The organism is Paenibacillus ihumii (assembly GCF_001403875.1).
Classification (GTDB): Bacteria; Bacillota; Bacilli; order Paenibacillales; family Paenibacillaceae; genus Fontibacillus; species Fontibacillus ihumii.
In genome coordinates this window covers 79,366-97,623 of sequence record NZ_LN884297.1, presented here as the reverse complement: position 1 = coordinate 97,623, position 18,258 = coordinate 79,366, and the positions used below count along the sequence as shown (strand labels likewise).

General features: G+C 49.5%; 17 protein-coding genes and 1 tRNA gene. 15 read left to right on the top strand and 3 right to left on the bottom strand.

Annotated features, from left to right (window positions below):
• Positions 1–162: 162 nt before the first annotated feature.
• The 15 genes from alr (at position 163) to BN2762_RS03195 (ending at position 13,356) form a co-directional block, all read left to right on the top strand.
• On the top strand, positions 163–1,347 hold the full coding sequence (gene alr / locus BN2762_RS03265) for an alanine racemase (protein WP_055105604.1): 1,185 nt from the start codon (positions 163–165) through the stop codon (positions 1,345–1,347).
• Positions 1,348–1,605: 258 nt separating this feature from the next.
• On the top strand, positions 1,606–1,887 hold the full coding sequence (locus BN2762_RS03260; protein ID WP_019638235.1) for a CopG family ribbon-helix-helix protein: 282 nt from the start codon (positions 1,606–1,608) through the stop codon (positions 1,885–1,887).
• A 3-nt stretch (positions 1,888–1,890) separates the two neighbouring features.
• Positions 1,891–2,241 (top strand): type II toxin-antitoxin system PemK/MazF family toxin, encoded by a 351-nt coding sequence (locus BN2762_RS03255; RefSeq protein WP_055105603.1) that lies wholly within the window; start codon positions 1,891–1,893, stop codon positions 2,239–2,241.
• A gap of 205 nt (positions 2,242–2,446) precedes the next feature.
• Positions 2,447–2,809, top strand: coding sequence for a DUF4190 domain-containing protein (locus BN2762_RS03250; RefSeq protein WP_055105602.1), 363 nt, complete (start codon positions 2,447–2,449; stop codon positions 2,807–2,809).
• A 240-nt stretch (positions 2,810–3,049) separates the two neighbouring features.
• Positions 3,050–5,275 (top strand): Tex family protein, encoded by a 2,226-nt coding sequence (locus BN2762_RS03245; RefSeq protein ID WP_055105601.1) that lies wholly within the window; start codon positions 3,050–3,052, stop codon positions 5,273–5,275.
• A gap of 190 nt (positions 5,276–5,465) precedes the next feature.
• Positions 5,466–5,786 (top strand): hypothetical protein, encoded by a 321-nt coding sequence (locus BN2762_RS03240; protein ID WP_392391557.1) that lies wholly within the window; start codon positions 5,466–5,468, stop codon positions 5,784–5,786.
• The gene (locus BN2762_RS03235) at positions 5,761–6,183 is read left to right on the top strand and encodes a hypothetical protein (protein ID WP_316246756.1); all 423 of its coding nucleotides are present in this window, start codon (positions 5,761–5,763) and stop codon (positions 6,181–6,183) included. Before BN2762_RS03240 ends, BN2762_RS03235 begins: the two co-directional genes overlap by 26 nt.
• A 207-nt stretch (positions 6,184–6,390) precedes the next feature.
• Positions 6,391–6,972 (top strand): TetR/AcrR family transcriptional regulator, encoded by a 582-nt coding sequence (locus tag BN2762_RS03230; protein WP_083484745.1) that lies wholly within the window; start codon positions 6,391–6,393, stop codon positions 6,970–6,972.
• Between the two features lie 36 nt (positions 6,973–7,008).
• A complete protein-coding gene (locus tag BN2762_RS03225; protein WP_055105598.1) occupies positions 7,009–8,019 on the top strand; it encodes an ABC transporter permease in 1,011 nt (336 codons plus the stop codon).
• On the top strand, positions 8,012–8,878 hold the full coding sequence (locus BN2762_RS03220; protein ID WP_074048558.1) for an ABC transporter permease: 867 nt from the start codon (positions 8,012–8,014) through the stop codon (positions 8,876–8,878). The genes BN2762_RS03225 and BN2762_RS03220 overlap by 8 nt, the downstream gene beginning before the upstream one ends.
• Positions 8,879–8,906: 28 nt before the next feature.
• Complete coding sequence (locus tag BN2762_RS03215; RefSeq protein ID WP_055105596.1) at positions 8,907–10,520, top strand: ABC transporter substrate-binding protein; 1,614 nt, start codon at positions 8,907–8,909, stop codon at positions 10,518–10,520.
• A gap of 73 nt (positions 10,521–10,593) precedes the next feature.
• On the top strand, positions 10,594–11,583 hold the full coding sequence (locus BN2762_RS03210) for an ABC transporter ATP-binding protein (protein ID WP_055105595.1): 990 nt from the start codon (positions 10,594–10,596) through the stop codon (positions 11,581–11,583).
• On the top strand, positions 11,567–12,535 hold the full coding sequence (locus tag BN2762_RS03205) for an ABC transporter ATP-binding protein (protein WP_055105594.1): 969 nt from the start codon (positions 11,567–11,569) through the stop codon (positions 12,533–12,535). Before BN2762_RS03210 ends, BN2762_RS03205 begins: the two co-directional genes overlap by 17 nt.
• A gap of 23 nt (positions 12,536–12,558) precedes the next feature.
• Positions 12,559–12,978: an OsmC family protein gene (locus BN2762_RS03200; RefSeq protein ID WP_055105593.1), complete on the top strand. Its 420-nt coding sequence runs from the start codon at positions 12,559–12,561 to the stop codon at positions 12,976–12,978.
• Between the two features lie 304 nt (positions 12,979–13,282).
• Positions 13,283–13,356: transfer RNA gene (locus BN2762_RS03195), tRNA-Arg, on the top strand.
• A gap of 1,256 nt (positions 13,357–14,612) precedes the next feature.
• On the opposite strand, the gene BN2762_RS03190 is transcribed toward BN2762_RS03195, so the two are convergent.
• The 3 genes from BN2762_RS03190 to BN2762_RS03175 all read right to left on the bottom strand — a co-directional run bounded on the left by BN2762_RS03190 (position 14,613) and on the right by BN2762_RS03175 (position 18,225).
• Complete coding sequence (locus BN2762_RS03190) at positions 14,613–15,356, bottom strand: DUF1266 domain-containing protein (protein ID WP_230202408.1); 744 nt, start codon at positions 15,354–15,356, stop codon at positions 14,613–14,615.
• A 770-nt stretch (positions 15,357–16,126) separates the two neighbouring features.
• Positions 16,127–17,380 (bottom strand): sensor histidine kinase, encoded by a 1,254-nt coding sequence (locus BN2762_RS03180; RefSeq protein WP_316246755.1) that lies wholly within the window; start codon positions 17,378–17,380, stop codon positions 16,127–16,129.
• Between the two features lie 134 nt (positions 17,381–17,514).
• Positions 17,515–18,225 (bottom strand): response regulator transcription factor, encoded by a 711-nt coding sequence (locus tag BN2762_RS03175; protein ID WP_055105948.1) that lies wholly within the window; start codon positions 18,223–18,225, stop codon positions 17,515–17,517.
• Positions 18,226–18,258: the final 33 nt, after the last annotated feature.

Sequence of the window (18,258 nt, the reverse complement as noted above, 5' to 3'; positions counted from 1 at the left end):
TGTCTCTTCTTTTATTTGGATAAAAGAGGATTATGGTTTAAAATAACTTCATATGCACAAAATGGTTTATTCTGTATAATTGACAGTCGCCTTCAGGAACATTACGATTAATGTATTGTTTGATGATGGATTTTTCACTCATTAGAGAAGGTGACCTACAAAGTGCAAGTGAAGTATCGACCTACCCATGCCGAAATCGATTTAGACGCGCTTTATGCCAACTATACTGCTCTTCGGAGAAGAATACCGTTTGACATGAAGCTGTTAGCCTGCGTTAAGGCCAATGCATATGGACATGGCGCTGTTCCTATCGCCAAAGAACTTGAGCGCTATGGGGCTGACTATCTGAGCGTAGCCTTCCTGGACGAAGCCTTGGAGCTGCGTCAAGCAGGTCTGGCCATTCCGATTCTAGTTCTGGGATATACCCCTCCGCACGGAATACGTGCAGCGTGGGAGAATGGAATCACGCTTACGCTCTTCAGCAAGGAAGTGCTTGACGCGATCAAGGCAATTGATCCCGGCGAGTATCCTGGCAAATTGAAGGTCCATATCAAAATCGATTCCGGTATGGGGCGCCTCGGACTCCTGCCTGGAGATGAGGCGTTGGATTTCATCCGTGATGCGATGAGCCTGCCGCAATTGGAGGTGGAGGGCTTATTTACCCACTTTGCTACAGCGGATGAACAAAATAAGAGCTATACATTGGAACAATACCGGCTTTTTCAGAATGTAGTTCATGCGCTGAAGCATTATGATTTGGATATCCCGATTATACATACAGGCAACAGCGCGATTGCAATTGACTTACCGGAAATTTCGTGCCAGATGGTGCGGATCGGCATCGCTTTGTATGGTCTCTACCCGTCAGATGAGGTTCATAAGGAGCAGGTTCTGCTTCAGCCTGTTTTGTCTCTTAAGACGGAAACGGTGCATGTGAAGACATTGCCGCCGCATTCCTCCGTCAGCTATGGAGCGAAATACGTGACGGAGCGGGAAGAGGTTATCGCAACGCTGCCGATAGGCTATGCCGATGGATATTCACGGATGCTTGGCGGTAAGGCGCAGGTACTCATTCGCGGACGACGCGTCCCCGTTGTGGGAACGATTTGCATGGACCAATGTATGGTTTCGCTACAATCTTTAGCTGAAGAAGCTGAAGAAATCCAAGTCGGTGAGGAGGTTGTGCTCATCGGCCAGCAGTCCGGTGCAACGATTACAGCGGACGAACTGGCCTCCATGCTCGGCACCATTCCCTATGAATTGATTTGTATGTTGGCTCATCGTGTGCCCCGTCTATACATAGGCACAAATAGACCGCATCTTTTGGTAAATCCGCTGTTTGCCTAAAAAGGCAGACAAAAAACTACAAAACTTTCTTCCTATGGAAGGAATTTATGCTAGGTCCATCGAATGATATACATTATGCTCGAATCATAAAGATGGAAATGATCAGGTATGTACGCTCATGCCAATTTTGGTTATAATGAAATGCAGCATACTTGATATACACTTAGCATATATTCTTTTGTATAAATATCCTTGAATATTGCTATACTGAGTCACAAGGATCTGGGTCGACAAGGTTTTGGGGGTGGATGTTTAAAGATGGCCAATATGCAGAACACCAAAAGAATTATGATCAGCTTGCCGGATCATCTATTACAGGAAGTGGATGGGATCGTAGCTATGGAGAACTCCAATCGTAGTGAGCTTATTAGGCAGGCCATGAAACTGTATTTGAACGAACGGAAGAAGCGCTTCATCCGGGAGTCCATGCAGCGTGGCTACATGGAAATGGCCAAGATCAATTTAACCATGGCCTCTGAAGCTTTTCACGCGGAGGAAGATGCAGACAGCACTCTGGACCGCCTAGTTAGCGGGGTGTGACCATTGATTGTAAAGCGCGGCGACGTATTTTTTGCAGACCTTTCCCCTGTTGTCGGTTCGGAGCAGGGAGGGGTAAGACCTGTGCTTATCATCCAGAACGATATTGGCAACCGATTCAGCCCAACGGTGATCGTAGCTGCCATTACTGCTCAAATTCAAAAGGCGAAGCTGCCGACTCATGTGGAGATTGATGCAGCTACGCATGGATTTGACCGGGATTCCGTCATTTTGCTTGAACAGATTCGTACGATCGACAAGCAGAGATTGACGGACAAGATTACCCATTTGGATGATGAGACGATGAAGAAGGTTAACGATTCGCTGCTTATTAGTCTTGGATTAATCGATTTTTGATGTAACAGGGGAGTAGTCCCTTAAGACGTCCTGCCTATGCAGAGGCGTCTTTCTTCTTGAATTCATCTCTTATAAAGCGTGTCCATTTGCGATTTTTCGCGGAAATTCGCTATGGAAAAGGAATGAAATTTTCAATTTTGCATGGTTTCATTGGCTTAATCTGGTATAATGGGTGTATCTATTTCTCTGAGGAGGATCGTTTTGAATGGATTATAATTCTTCCGGGCAATACAATTACAATTATCCGCCCGCACCGCCCCAGCCGCCTACACCGCCTGCTGGACCCAATACGAATAGCAAATCGGTTACAGCTTTGGTCTTGGGGATTTTGGCTATTGCTATTCCGTACATTGGTTTTTTCTTAGGGATCGTGGCGATTATTATTGCTTCGCTATCCTTTAAGGAAATCAAGATCACCAATGAGAAAGGGCATGGCTTCTCCGTAGCTGGAATGGTTTGCGGCATTATCGGCACCGTTATTTACGGGCTCATCATGCTGTTCTTTATCATCGTCATTATCGCTGCCGCATCTGCACCGGATAATTATTGGAACTACTCGAACTTCTAAACCGATGATCAGACACCGTACTTCATGTACGGTGTTTTTGTCGTTACGATATAAGACACACCGTGCTGAAGCCGCTTCTTCGTTAATGTCGAAGAAGAACGACCGATCTGTTTTCTATTGGGAATACGCCGGGGGAGCGTTTTTCTTGTTGTGGCGGGTCCCCTCTTAGATTACCCTCGCTGGCAATAAGACGTAAATTTTGTGATAATAGGAGCAGTGGAATTTGAGGATGAAAGAGGGATGACCTTGTCACAAACTGAAATCAATCCGGAAACGACCGCAAATGCAGAGCAAATCGAGGCTGAGGTTCAGGAGCGAATCCTGGCTCAGGTAGCCAAAGAGCTGGGACTGCCTTTAAAAGGGGTGCGGACGACCGTCCTGCTGCTGGATGAAGGCAACACGATTCCTTTCGTGGCCCGCTACCGCAAAGAAATGACCGGCGAGCTGGATGAGAACCAGCTGCGCGGTATCGATGACCGGGTGCAGTACCTGCGGAATCTGGAGGTTCGCAAGCGGGAAGTCATCCGCATTATTGCCGAGCAGGGCAAGCTGACCGGCGAGCTGGAGTCGGCCATCGTACAGGCAGTGAAGCTCCAGGAGGTCGAGGATCTGTATCGTCCTTACCGGCAGAAGCGCAAAACCAGAGCCAGTGTCGCGAAGGAGAAGGGGCTGGAGCCCCTGGCAAAATGGCTGTTATCACAGCCCAAAGGCGGAGAGCCGCTGGCGGAAGCCGCAAAGTATATCAATACGGAGCTAGGCGTGGAGTCGGCCGAGGAAGCCCTGCAGGGCGCCATGGATATCGTGGCCGAAGAGATTGCGGATGAAGCGGCCATCAGAGCCTGGGTACGCAAATACAGCATGGATCACGGAGTAGTTGCGTCGGAGGCCAAGAATCCCGAGGAAGAATCCGTATACGAAATGTATTACGATTACCGTGAGCCGGCGAAGAAGCTGCCGCCCCATCGCATATTGGCGATCAACCGGGGCGAGCGCGAGAATGTGCTGAAGGTATCGCTGGAGCTGGATGCCGAAGCCATCCATCGCCATATTGCCGGCCGGATCCTGAAAGGCCGGTCCGTGACCGAGGCCATTCTGCAAACCGTGATCGAGGATGCCTATAAAAGGCTGATTGCCCCTTCGATTGAACGGGAGGTTCGCGCGGAGTTAACTGAGAAGGCTGAGCGGCAGGCGATATCGATTTTCTCGGCCAACCTGCGGAGCCTGCTGCTTCAGCCGCCCGTTAAGGGCAAGACGGTGCTGGGCGTCGATCCGGCTTATCGTACAGGCTGCAAGCTGGCTGTCGTGGATGATACGGGCAAGCTGCTGGAGGTGGCGGTAACCTATCCGACGCCGCCGAACAATAAGAAGCGGGAAGCCGCTGTTAAGTTCAATGAACTTATCGATAAATACGGCGTGGGGCTAATTGTCATCGGCAATGGCACGGCCTCCCGCGAGACAGAGCAATTCGTAGCCGAGGTCATTGCGGAGCGCAATGATCCGGAGCTGGCTTATCTGATCGTGAACGAGGCGGGAGCAAGCGTCTATTCGGCTTCGAAGCTGGCGCAGCAGGAGTTCCCTGATCTGGATGTCGCCGAACGCAGTGCGGTCTCGATCGCCAGACGGCTGCAGGACCCGCTGGCCGAGCTTGTTAAGATCGAGCCTAAAGCGATCGGCGTCGGCCAATATCAGCATGACGTATCCCAGAAGCGCCTGGATGAGAGCCTTACGGCGGTAGTAGAGTCGGCGGTTAACCATGTCGGTGTGGACGTGAACACGGCATCCCCATCCCTATTGTCCTATGTGTCCGGCGTCAATGCGACGATTGCCAAGAATATCGTCAAATACCGCGAAGAGAATGGCAAATTCACGAGCCGCAAGCAGCTTCAGAAGGTTCCGCGGCTGGGGGCCAAAACCTTCGAGCAGTGCGTTGGATTTTTGAGAATTAATGAGGGAGAGAACCCGCTTGACCGGACGCCGATTCACCCTGAATCCTATGGCGTCGTTACTCAATTGTTCCAGGAGCTTCGCGTGGAGCTGAGCCAGCTGGGTACGAAGGAACTGGCTGAAATGCTCTCCAGCCTGGAGCCGGAGAGCTTGGCCGTACAGCTCGGGGTGGGCGTACCGACGCTGCGGGACATTCTCGACAGCCTGCAGCGTCCGGGTCGCGATCCGCGTGAAGAGCTTCCGCCGCCGATCTTCCGTACGGATGTCCTCAAGATCGAGGACCTCTCGCCGGGCATGGAGCTTCAGGGTACTGTCCGCAACGTCATCGATTTTGGCGCATTTGTCGATATCGGCATCAAGAACGATGGTCTGGTGCATATATCCCAGCTCAGCAACGGCTATGTGAAGCATCCGATGGACGTAGTGTCCGTGGGCGATAATGTGACGGTCTGGGTGCTTACCGTCGACGCCAAAAAAGGGCGCGTGGGACTGACGATGCGCAAGCCTGCTGAAACAAAATAACCACGCATTAACCTTGCAAATGCCAGTCTGGATCCCCCGGACTGGCAATTTTGTTTTTTTAGGGGCGCCGCAGTCTCTTTCGTGCATGTTTTTTTTCGCATTGTACACAATGGTAAATACGGCCGGCTCTGCATGCTTTCTGCCCATGCTGGCTCTACAGTGAAGTTGTTCTCAATAAGGAGGAATGACAGTGGGTACGCGTTATTATGTGTCCATACCAGGACGTTCGGTTCTGGAGGATCAGGGCGCCACAGCTTATGAATGGACGATCGAGGCGTCTCACGAGGAGGCAGTCAACTTGAGAGTTATGCTGGAGCGGCTCGGGGAGAAGGCGGACAGCTCCTTTTTGGCTTATACATTTCCGTGGCCGGATACGCCTGAAGCTCAAGTGAACAGCGGGTACCAGAGTCAGATGGACAAGGTCTACCGGGAAATTTACCGGCTGGGTACGGAGGAGACCCGGCAGGAGCTCCAGCGCATCGGCTATGGGACTGGGCAAGACGAACTCTGATTACAACAAGAAGGAGGAGCGATGGAATATGTACTATATTAAGGAAGCTAAGTTTCGCCGGCTGGCGGAGCATAACGGCCGGGAATGCGCCGAGATACAGGTATGGCCCGGGGCAGCCGGCGATCCCGAGCTGTTTGTGTATGTAGCACGATCCGGGAACGAAGGCGAGGACTATGAAATTATCCGCATGATTCGGAGCGAGGCCGACCTGGAGATCGATTGGTACGATAACAGCCTTCATCAAGCCTATGCGGAGGTGGCCGAAGAGTATTTCGGCGATACCGGCTGGCCTGAACCTGCGGAGCAGCGCGCCAGCTTCAAGGAGCAGCTGCTCGCTTATGGCAATATTGCCGATAAGCTGAGGGAAAGACTGAGCGGTGACAACAGCCAGCAATAGATACATTATATGTGCTTTTTTCGGCAGCCTTAGAGCAACCCTTATCGGGTTGCTTGTTTTTTTGGGCATGAGATTTAACCATTGACAAATACCGACTAAACCTATAAGATATGAAAATAAACTGACTGACCAGTCAATCTGGAAGGAATGATTTTCATCGCAAGCGTAAATCAGTCTAGACTACGTGATACGAGAAAATCTCAATTGATGGATATAGCAGTTGAGAGATTTGCCAAATACGGCTATCAGAATACTAAAATTTCGGACATCGTCAATGATGCTGGAGTTGCGCAGGGCACGTTCTATTGGTATTTCAAGAGTAAAGAGGCCATAGCTCTGGAAATCATCGAGTCGGGCAGAGAAGCGCTGCTCGCCGTGATTCAGAGAGGCTATCGGACGGAAGGCGGCACTGTGCAGGAAATGGTCCAGGGGTCTGGACGCCTGCTGGCGGATATTTTCAGATTTGCTCAGGAGCATCGTTATTTCATGGAGCTGCTGCTTACGAGCAATGGCGAAGAGGAAGCCATTCGAAATGCCTTCCGTGAAACACGCGTTGAAATGGAGAAGTCCTTCAGGCGCAATATCGAACGTGCCATTGAGCTGGGAATGCTGCCGGAATCATCAGACATACATATACGGGCAGCGCTGCTGATGAGTCTGATTGAGGGCATTGTTGCGAGGTGGCTGTTTGGCCCTAATCCCGCCGATTCTAATCTGGCTGAACTTACGGTAGAGGAATTGGCAGCCGAGGCCGTTCACTTCGAATTTTTCGGATTGCTTGGGATATGACAGCTTCAGACAGCAAGAGAAGGGGTATGATGTGAGTTGCTAAAGTACGCGCTGAGACGTATAGCCATGATGATCCCAAGTATCATAGGTATCGTTATGATCACGTTCATCTTGACGAGAATTTTACCAGGGGACCCGGCATTAATGATTACGGGGGAGCAGGCGCTTCCGGAGGTTGTAGAAAAGGTTCGGCAGGAGTACGGCTTCGACCAGCCGCTGTACATCCAATTCTGGGATTATATCAAGCAATTGCTCCGGGGAGATTTAGGGTATGCCTGGCATACGGGACACTCGGTAGCCTCCGATTTTGCCTCTCGTTTTCCAGCTACCCTGGAGCTTACACTGGCAAGCATGTTTATAGCTTTAGTCGTCGCCATTCCTCTCGGTATTGCGGCTGCCTCCAGACAAAATTCTATTTTTGATCATATCTCCAGGGTGCTCTCCTTTATCGGATCATCTGTTCCTATATTCTGGCTTGGGTTGCTGCTGATTGCGTTATTCTATGCCAAGCTTGGATGGCTGCCTGCTCCGATTGGACGGATTAGCGGCGGCATTAACCCGCCAACTCATATTACGGGCCTGTATGTGCTGGATAGCCTGCTAAGCTGGGATATGATCGCTCTGAAGAGCTCTCTGCATCATTTGATTCTGCCGTCGCTCTGCCTGAGCATGGGTACGATGGCTATTGTGACTAAAATGATCAGGGCAAGCATGCTTGAGGTGATCAGCCAGGATTTCATGAGGACGGCCAAAGCGAAAGGATTATCGAACAGGTCCGTGATTTATAGACACGGTCTTGTTAATTCATTAATCCCTTCTCTGACGGTAATTGGTCTGCAATTCGGCGCACTGTTGGGCGGAGCCGTGATTACGGAGACGATCTTTGTATGGCCGGGAATCGGAAATTATGTAACGGAATCGATTCTTTCGGCAGACTACGCTCCCATTCAGGCGATGACGCTTATAAGCGCCATATTGTATGGATTCATTAATCTTATTGTGGAATTATTGTATGGGGTTCTTGATCCCCGGGTGAGATATGAATAAATCAATGAGACGATCATGGACAAGCTTCATAGGAAAATTTACGTCAAAAAAGCTGTTATTCATCGGCTTAACCCTAGTAATGATATGGATTATCTTGGCATTATTGGCTCCCTGGATTGCCCCGTATGGACCAAATGAAATCAGAACAGAGGACAAGCTGCAATCTCCTAATATGGCTCATTGGTTCGGTACGGATAATTTCGGCAGGGATATTTTCAGCCGGATTTTGTATGGAGCTAGGGTCACGATTTGGACAGGGATGGTGGCGATAGGCATAGCCTGTGTGATTGGGATTCCGCTTGGCGCCATCGCGGGTTATTTTGGAGGAAGAATCGGTAATCTCATTATGAGATTTATGGACATTTTGCTCGCGTTTCCATCGCTGATCTTGGCTATGGCGCTTGCAGCCTCGATTGGCCCGGGCTTAATTGGCGCGCTGCTGGCAGTCGGCATCGTGGCGATACCGGAATTTGCGCGATTGATGTACGGCCAGACCGTAGTGATTAAAGAGAAGGAGTTTATTGAAGCAAGCAGAGCATTGGGGGTTCGGCATTCCTCGATTATTTTTCAGCATATTCTACCGAATGCATTGGCTCCGCTCGTTGTGCAAATTACGCTTGGCTTGGGATCGGCCGTTCTCATTACCTCTAGCCTCAGCTTTCTCGGTTTGGGGGTTAAGCCTCCGACAGCAGAATGGGGCGCTATGATCTCGTATGGCCGTGATTATATTATTTCGGGCGAATGGTGGATGACGGTGTTTCCGGGAGCGGCCATTGCAACAACCACGTTTGGATTCATTTTACTTGGAGATGGATTACGCGATGTTCTTGATCCGCATGGCCAATCCTCCAGAAAATAATTAACAACATAGATTAGGAGTGGAAGACATGAATAAAAGCAAATTATTTATTCTCATTTCAGCTTTACTGGTTTTGGCGCTAGTATCCGGATGCGCGCAAAGCTCCAATCCAAAGGGAGCCGCCAGCAATAACACCGGGACCAATGCGGAGAAATCCTCCGGGGCTGATTCCTCGGCAGGACAAACCATCACGATCGCTTATTCGCAGGGGGCTGGTCAAACGATGGATCCGCATGATGCAGCGGACCTGACTTCGGCTTCATATGCGTTTGCTCTATATGACCAGCTTGTAACGAGTGCTACGGAAACCGTCGATGGCAAAACCGTGGGGCGTACCGATCAAGTCGTTCCTTCGCTAGCGGAATCCTGGAAAATTTCCGATGATTTGACGACATATACTTTCACCCTCCGCGACGGAGCCAATTTTCAAAGCGGCAACCCTGTAAATGCAGATGCAGTCTTGTATTCGTTTGAGCGGGTTAAAACCAAAGGTGAGGGCGGAAGCCTCTATACGCTGGCGAATATTCAATCCGTTACTAAAATCGACGACAAGACGGTAGAATTCAAGCTTGGTGCTCCTAACCATTTGTTCCTGAAATATTTGGCAACCTTTACCTTCTCCATCGTTGATCCATCAGTGGCTGAGAGCCAAGCGGATGATTATTTGACTCAGCATTCCGCAGGCTCCGGGGCGTTTAAGCTTGAAAAATGGGATCCGGCTACAGAAGCCGTATTCGTAGCTAATAAAGACTACTGGAACGGCGCTCCAAAGGTCGACAAAGTAATCGTTAAGTATGTAGCAGAGGCTTCGAACCGTGAAATGTTCCTTGAAAAAGGCGAGGTTGATGTAGCGCTGGACATTCCGGCCAAGGACGTGGAAAGCTTATCGAAGAAAGACAACATCACGATCAGCTCGGAATCTTCCAACCGGATTGTATATCTTGGCATGAATGCGAACTTCGAGCCATTCGACCAGTTGAAGGTAAGACAAGCCTTAAACTACGTAATTGATCAGAACAAGCTGATTCAGGATGTTGCCTTCGGACAAGCCTCTCCGCTGAAGAGCTCGATTTCCAGCAAATCCCCGGATTTCACTTCCGAGGGAAATGAGTATGAATACAATCTGGATAAAGCCAAGGAATTGATTAAAGAAGCAGGCTATGAGAATGGATTTACCTTTGACCTGACCGTCAGCTCCGCTACTCAAGACTATGAGGACATTGCTGTCCTGCTTAAATCGGAGCTGGAGCAAATCGGAGTAACCTTGAATATTAACAAAGTAGCTCCTGCACAATACCGTGAGCTGGTTAACAATAAAAAAGCAGCGGCTTTTCTGGGCAAATACACCTCGCTGGTCAATGATCCATCCTATCATTATGGATTCCTGCTCGATAGCAAAGGTGCTTCCAACTATACCGGCTACAGCAGCAAGGTCGTCGATGACCTGTTGGCGCAGGCCAATGCCGAGGCGGATGATGCGAAGCGTTCAGAGCTGTACAAGCAAGTACAAAAACAGGTTACGGCGGATTCTCCATGGGCGTACCTGTATGAGAGCAATTTGATTGTTGGAATCAGCAAGGACGTAAAAGGGTACATCTTCTACCCGGATGAGATTATTCGCTTCAGCTCATTGCACAAATAAGAAGAAGGACCCCCGGGCCGAAGGGCATAGGGGGTCTTGCCCACTTTAATTTATCATGGGAGGCCGCTAAGCTATGACAAAGCTCTTGGAAATCGATCAGCTGTCTATCGAATTCGCCAGTGGTTCAGGTACGGTACGGGTAGTGAACGGTGTTCGCTTGGAGCTGGAGGCCGGGGAAACGCTTGGCATTGTCGGGGAGTCCGGCAGTGGCAAAAGTGTGACCTCATTATCCATTATGCGACTGCTTCCCAAAGGTCTGGCCAAGGTCGCAGAAGGCGATATTCGCCTTCATGGACGGAGTCTGCTGGACATGTCCGAAGCCGAAATGCAGAAGGTGCGGGGCAATCAGATTGCTACGATCTTTCAGGAGCCGATGACTGCCTTGAACCCGGTCTTCAAGATCGGCCGGCAAGTTAGAGAATCGATACGGCAGCACTCGAAGAAGAGTAAAAGAGAGGCCCACAAAGAAGCGATTGCCCTGCTTGGTGAAGTCGGCATCTCCGCGCCGGAGCAAATTATGGAGGCCTATCCGCACCAGCTGTCCGGCGGCATGCGGCAGCGCGTGATGATTGCGATGGCCATGGCCTCCAACCCGGACATTCTGATCGCGGATGAGCCTACAACAGCCTTGGACGTCACGATCCAGGCACAAATTCTCGAGCTGATGAAGAAGCTTCAGAAGGAGCGGGGAACCGCAATTATTTTTATCACTCATGATCTCGGAGTAGTGGCTGAAATGTGCGACCGGGTAGCGGTGATGTATGCCGGCCAAATCGTAGAGCAGGGGGATGTTCGGACACTATTCAAGGAGCCGAAGCATCCTTATACCATCGGCCTCCTAAATTCGATGCCTCAATTTTCGGGGGATAAGAAGCGTCTGGAGGCTATATCCGGACAGGTTCCTCATCCTTCGGAGTATTTACCGGGCTGCCGCTTTGCCGAGCGGTGCCCTTCCAGGATGGATGTGTGCGTGAGCATAGAGCCAGCGCTTTACGACTTTGGCAATCAGCATAGATGCAAATGCCATCTCTATAGGGGGGATACGGATGCTGCCCATTCTTGAGATTAAGGATTTAAAGAAGCATTATCCCGTAAAAACGGGTCTGTTCGGCCGGGTCACCGGTGCTGCCAAATCGCTCGACGGCGTCTCCTTTGCGATTCAAAAAGGGGAAACGTTCGCGATCGTAGGCGAATCGGGCTCGGGGAAAACGACGCTGGGCAAAACCGTGCTTAGATTAATAGAGCCTACATCTGGAAGCATACTGTTCGAAGGGACGGATATCACGGAGCTGGGGACGGAAGCGATGAGAAGGCTCAAGACAGATATGCAAATGGTATTCCAGGACCCGTTCGGCTCTTTGGATCCGAAGTGGACGGTTCGTCGTATTTTGGAGGAGCCGCTGCGTACCCATTATAAATTACCGGCGGAAGAGCTTGTGAAGAAAGTGAATGACATTCTCGAGGTTGTAGGGTTAACGGCAAAGCATGCCTCAAGATACCCGCATGAATTGTCGGGGGGACAGCGGCAGAGAGTAGGCATCGCACGGGCATTGATCCTGGAGCCGAAATTCATCGTTTTTGATGAGCCCGTATCGGCGCTGGATGTATCCATTCAAGCTCAGGTTCTGACCTTGCTGGAGGATCTCCAGAGCCGCCTGTCGCTTACCTATCTGTTCATTTCCCATGACTTGTCGGTTGTCCGCTACATTAGCGATCAGGTCGGGGTCATGTATTTGGGGAAAATGATGGAGATGGGCCCTTCGGAGGAGCTGTTCACAAATCCGCTTCATCCCTATACAAGGGCGCTGATTTCAGCTATTCCCGAGCCGGATATAGACAAGAGAAGAGAGCGAATTGTTCTGTCCGGAGAGGTGCCGAGTCCGCGCAAGCCGCCTTCAGGCTGCGTATTTCATACGCGCTGCCCTCATGCCATGCCGCAATGCAGCAGCGTTCAGCCAGAATGGCTTAAAGTATCCGAGAATCGTTATACAGCTTGTCATCTATATCATAAATAGAACAAAGAGAGTAGGTAAACCACATGCAAGTAACGACAACATGGCAGGGTAAAAGATTTTTTCAGGCAGCTGGTCCTTCCGGCTACACAGTCAATATGGACGCCACTCCGCAATGGGGGGGAGAAGGCCATGGTGCTTCCCCTGTTGAGGTACTGCTAGCCAGCTTGGCGGGTTGCATCGGCATCGATGTAACGATGATTCTGGACAACTTCCTGTCCTCTATTGATAAAATTGAGATTGTAACGAACGGAGTCCGCAAGGAAGAGCCTCCAAAGGGATTTGCATCGATCGAGCTGATCTTCAAGGTAGACGGCGATATTCCGGATTACCGGATTTGGAAGGCCATTGAACTTGGAACGATGAAGTATTGTTCTGTATCGGATTCGCTGAATGCGGTCATTACACACAGACTCATTCTGAATGGCGTAGAGGTGTTTAAGTAAGAGAGAGGACGGATCTGGAGTTTGGGGCCGGCCTCGGTGATTAGAGCTGTAGGCGGGATCAGGTACGGAGCTGGAGTCAGAGCTGGCGCGAGAGCTGGAACCAGATACGAAGCTTAAGCTAGGGCCGGATAGATGAGGTGTACAGGTACCCATGGTCAGGACACTTAAAAAAGTACTGCGGCGATGGGTATCTTCTACACTTTCGATTGTGGATTAAAGTTGCTTCGAAACCATAGATATATCGGTTTAAGGTCTTGAAAAAAAAGACTCAATGCGGTATAATAATACTGTTGCGTCAAAATGTGTCCCAGTAGCTCAGCTGGATAGAGCAACGGCCTTCTAAGCCGTCGGTCAGGGGTTCGAATCCCTTCTGGGACGTATAAGAAACTCTCCATTAGGAGAGTTTTTTCGTCCCGGGGATGAGAACCCCTTGTGGGGTTCGTCGAAGTGAGCCCGCCATGCGTAGCGGCAGGTCGAACGAAGTCTCGCGCTGGAACGCGAGTATCCCTACTGGGACGTATAAGCAACTCTCCATTAGGAGAGTTTTTTTCGTCCCGGGGATGAGAACCCCTTGGGGGTTCGTCGAAGTGAGCCCGCCATGCGTAGCGGCAGGTCGAACGAAGTCTCGCGCTGGAACGCGAGTATCCCTTCTGGGACGTATAAGCAACTCTCCATTAGGAGAGTTTTTTCGTCCCGGGGATGAGAACCCCTTGGGGGTTCGTCGTAGTGAGCCCGCCATGCGTAGCGGCAGGACGAACGAAGTCTCGCGCCTGGAACGCGAGTATCCCTTCTGGGACGTATAAGCAACTCTCCATTAGGAGAGTTTTTTATGTTTCCCAGGGGATGAGAAAGCCCTCAAATGGGGCTTTGTTCAAGCTCAGGTCGCCTCCTTCGACCTTACAAACTAAGAACCCAGAGGCGGTATTCCCTGGTTCTCCATTTGCACATGACTTCACGTAAAAGTAAGTATGGAATTTATACAATTGTCCGACGGCTGTGCAATAAGTTCCTAAAATAAAAGGTTGGAGGGAAACGTAAAGTTTCCACTCCAACCTTTTTATGGCCACGGCTTTTGTAGGAAAGCAGGGCCTGCTACTTTCAGTAGATTGTAGGCTAAGGCAACAAGCCTAAACTGCCCATAAACCTTATTAAAGCTTTGCAGGGAAAACCTGCAAAACAGTCGGTTCCCCTTTGGCCAACCACGCTCTCTGCCTCGGGTTGCCCTTGATGTGACCAAACACGCTCCCTGCTCCCTTTTACGCCGAGCATAAATCGCGGATTTTACGTTCTAAATGGATTTATAGTAGTTAGTTTCTGTGGCAAAGAAAGAAAAGTAGATTTAAATGGATTTCATGTTGTTATTAAGAAGGGAGATCGCTATCATAGGCTGAATTCTTGATTTTAAATGCATGATATCCATTTAATCTCCCGAAACATTCGTTTAGGGCATAGTTAGATACATGAATTCCATTTAGTGTTCGAGATCGACAGCTTATATAAGATGAGCCAAAGAATAGGACACAGACAAGGGAGAATTGATTCCGCAGAAACAGATAGCTTTCTAAAAGTAAGGGGCTCCCCTCAGCCATCATAGATGACTGAGGGGACAGCCCTTGAAAGACCCTTTCCAAATGTTACTTTCTATTCAGGGATCGCTTAATGCCAAATTCATTCCAGATGGAGTCCTTTTCCTCCAGCAATTCTTTTCCATTCCAAAGGATATCGTAAATGTTCCCTTCGTAAGCAAGGGCTCGGCCAAATGCAAATGAAGTAAAGTAATCCTTCCAGGATTGGAAGATATGGCTGGCGGAATCAGCTGCTCTCTCCATATAGCCCCATGCCTGTTCTTCGGTTATATAGCCCAGTATGCAGCTCCATCTTGCAATATTTACAGCCCGGTCAAAATCCCAGGCAGCAATCGTGTTCACCCGGTCAAAATCGGATTTCGCAAAGGAAAGCTTCTTCATCATCGCTTCTTGGGCGGATTCATAGCATTCCTGTGATTTCCCCACTTCCTCCTCTGTGAAAGACTGTCCAGCTTTCAATGCCATAAGAAGCTCATCATATTTCGCACGATGCCCTTCCGTAAGCAGCCATTCCAGGGTTTGTACAGCCTCCTCCTGATTACTAACGTCCCAGGCGGAAGAAAGGCCATCCTTCAAGGTTTCATGATCTATCTTTACTGGCAGTATACGTGGCGACTCAGACCGGTAAAGAGCGAGATTGGCACCATAGGCCAGCAAATGCTGTTTCTCCTTCGGCAAAGGGTTAGCCATCTCCATTTCTTGTCGCAATTTCTTATTCTTTTTCTCAATTCGCTTGCTCGCTGTAATCAAACCCGCAATAAGTAAAATCACAATCGCCAAAATAATTCCCACAATAATTAGAAAAGTCTTCAAACCAGCATGTTCCTCTCCATGTTTTTATTCGGCGCAGTTTAAGGTCATTGCTGCATACAAATACTCGTTCTGACAATACGTTTAAATCAGAAAAATGATTGATTCTTGTTAGCGTACTTTAATGTTTAACAAATCCCCCTTTTCATCAAACCCATTTTCCAGATAAATAGGTAAACAATTTGGCAGCTTTGGAGCAGGGACTCCCCATTCGCAAATGTGCCGAACCAGCAGGCGTTTAAGTACCAGCAACCTTCAGGGCGATACAAAATTTCTTCATGTGCCCTTTTTTTAGGCCAAGGATCAGTTCTCCGGTAACGGTTGTCAAAGCAGACGAAACCAACATTCGCCTCTGAATGAGGGAGGCGAATGTTGGACCGAAAAACCGCTCAAAAGAGTGGAGCGGCCGCCTGAATGCAATTACCAAATAAACAAATATGTATTCTTAATGAAGATATGTATCTTGCTGCACGGAACATTTGCAACAAGTCGCTGGTATTGGGCGTCAGCATATGCGAGACAACCAAGAGAAGCCCTTACAAAGCTGCAAAAAATTTAAACTGCGCCTTTGATATGTTTCAATCGGAGGACGGGTGCCTCATCCAAACCAATTGTAAGGCCGAGTGCTATCAGCGCTCGGCCTTCCTTAAATTATTTTATCACATTAAATTTTATACTCAACTGCTGGATTAAAACACATAGAAAACACATACCTAACGCGAGGATTGCCTGCTTGCAGAGCCCGTTGTTATTTATGAGCACGAAGGCAGCACCAACTCTGCCTGAAACCCTGCCCCGGCATCGCTTGTCAGGATCAATTGTCCCTGGTGCGCCCTGGCTATTCTCGCCACCATGGGCAGACCCAGCCCATGTCCATTTTGCCGGGGATGCTTTCTTTTAGAGGAATAAGGCAATTCCAGCAGATCGGCAAGCTCATGCTGCGGCACTCCTTTACCGTTGTCGGCTACAATAAAGCTGCAGCTCTGCTGGCGTTTATTGCTTGAGGTGTGCAGCCGTATCCGGCAGCCATCCGGGTTGTGGCGGATGCAGTTATGGATCAGATTACTCATAGCGCGCGTAAGCAGACGTTCGTCACCATAGATTTGAGCGTCTTCCTTATCATCCAGACTGACCTCCAGCTCGAACCTTTCATCCAACCCATTATTCAGGAAATCAGATGCGATTTGTCTCGCCAGGACGGAGAGATGGATCGTTTTCTTGTTTAACGGCTGCATCTCATATTCCAGCATCGAAACGAGATTCAAATCACGCACTAGCGAGCGCAGCAGCTCTGCCTGCTGTCGGATAATGCCAGCTTGCTGCCTTTGCTTCGGCGGAATATCCCCATTCTCCTCCAGTTCGCTGGAATAGCCCAGCACCATAGACAGAGGTGTGCGGATGTCGTGTGAAATGCCGGCAATCCAATTGGACCGGGCTTCATCCCTGTTCTTCAAGCTATCATTTCTTTGCTGCAATAACGCAGAAGCTCCGTTAACGCTTTGGGCAAGCTCGGTCAAAATCCCTTTAGGCTCAACATATGCCTCGTTTCCTTTAGCAAGAGCCTGTATGCCTTTGGTTAACGGATGAATGGAACGAATAAGCCTGGAACCGATCAGTACAGACAACAGCAGGACAAGCACAATGTTGATGATGAATAATGCAGTCAATTTTAGCGGCAGGGAGGACACCCAATCTGTCGGGAGAATATGCTGGTATTTGGCCAGGCTTTCTTTTGGGTAACCGATTACCACAATCCCCGCTTCATGCTCCCATATAAACACAGGGTAATCCAGCAAGTAGCTGCGGGAAAGCTTGGCCATATCGGTCAAGGAATAGACGGAAGGAAGCTCGTCTGGAGCCTGATGCTTCCATTCGACGTGCCCGGTATCGTTAATCAGCATGGCCCACGCCAAGTTTTTCTCCAGCAAATCGGCGGAGGCTGAGGCCAAAGAATAGGTATTGTTAGTACGCTGCAAGCCCGCTGCTACGTTTTGAACCACTGTCATGGGAGATTGACCTTTGTTGATTCCAGTGAAGCCCCACACGCCCAACAGTACAAAATTTATGATTAGTAAAAATACCGAAATCAGCATAGTTGCACCTATAAAGCGTTTTAAGATACGCATAGCGCTCCCCATAGCTAATCTCCCTGTACGAGCAATTTGTATCCCAATCCTCGTACGGTCTGGAGATACTCCGGATGGGATGGCCGGTTTTCGATCTTCTCCCGGATTCGGCGAATATGCACCATCAGCGTATTTTCGCAGCCGTAGTAATTCACTCCCCACGCTGTCTGACACAGCGCATCGCTAGTTACGATCCTGTTGCGATGGTCGTAAAGCTTGCTGAGCAGAGTATGCTCTTTGGCTGTTAACGCACATTCGCTGTCCCTGTATTGTACTACCCCGCTATCGAGATCAACGGTGCGATCTCCTAAGCGGAAGACAGGACGCCGCTCCTGCTGGGGAGGTGAATATACCCGCCTTAAGATAGCAGTCAGGCGGAGAAGCAGTTCGCGCGGCAGAAACGGTTTTACGATATAATCGTCTGCGCCGAGCCCCAGTCCCAACAATCGGTCCTCATCCTCGCCTTTGGCCGTCAAGAAGAGAACGGGAATATTAGAGAACTGGCGCAAGGAGGAGAGCAGGGCGAACCCATCTCCATCGGGAAGCATAACATCCAAAATAGCGGCATCGGGTTGTTCAGACCGGCATACCTCCAAGGCATCCGCACAATCGGATGCTTGATAAATACGTGTAAAGCCTTCTTTTCGCAGAAATCCGTCCACCATGTTTCTGATTTCGCGTTCGTCATCTACGAGCAGCAGCTTCTTATTCTTGATATCATCCATTTTCAAATCACCCGACTTCATTATAGCGTACTT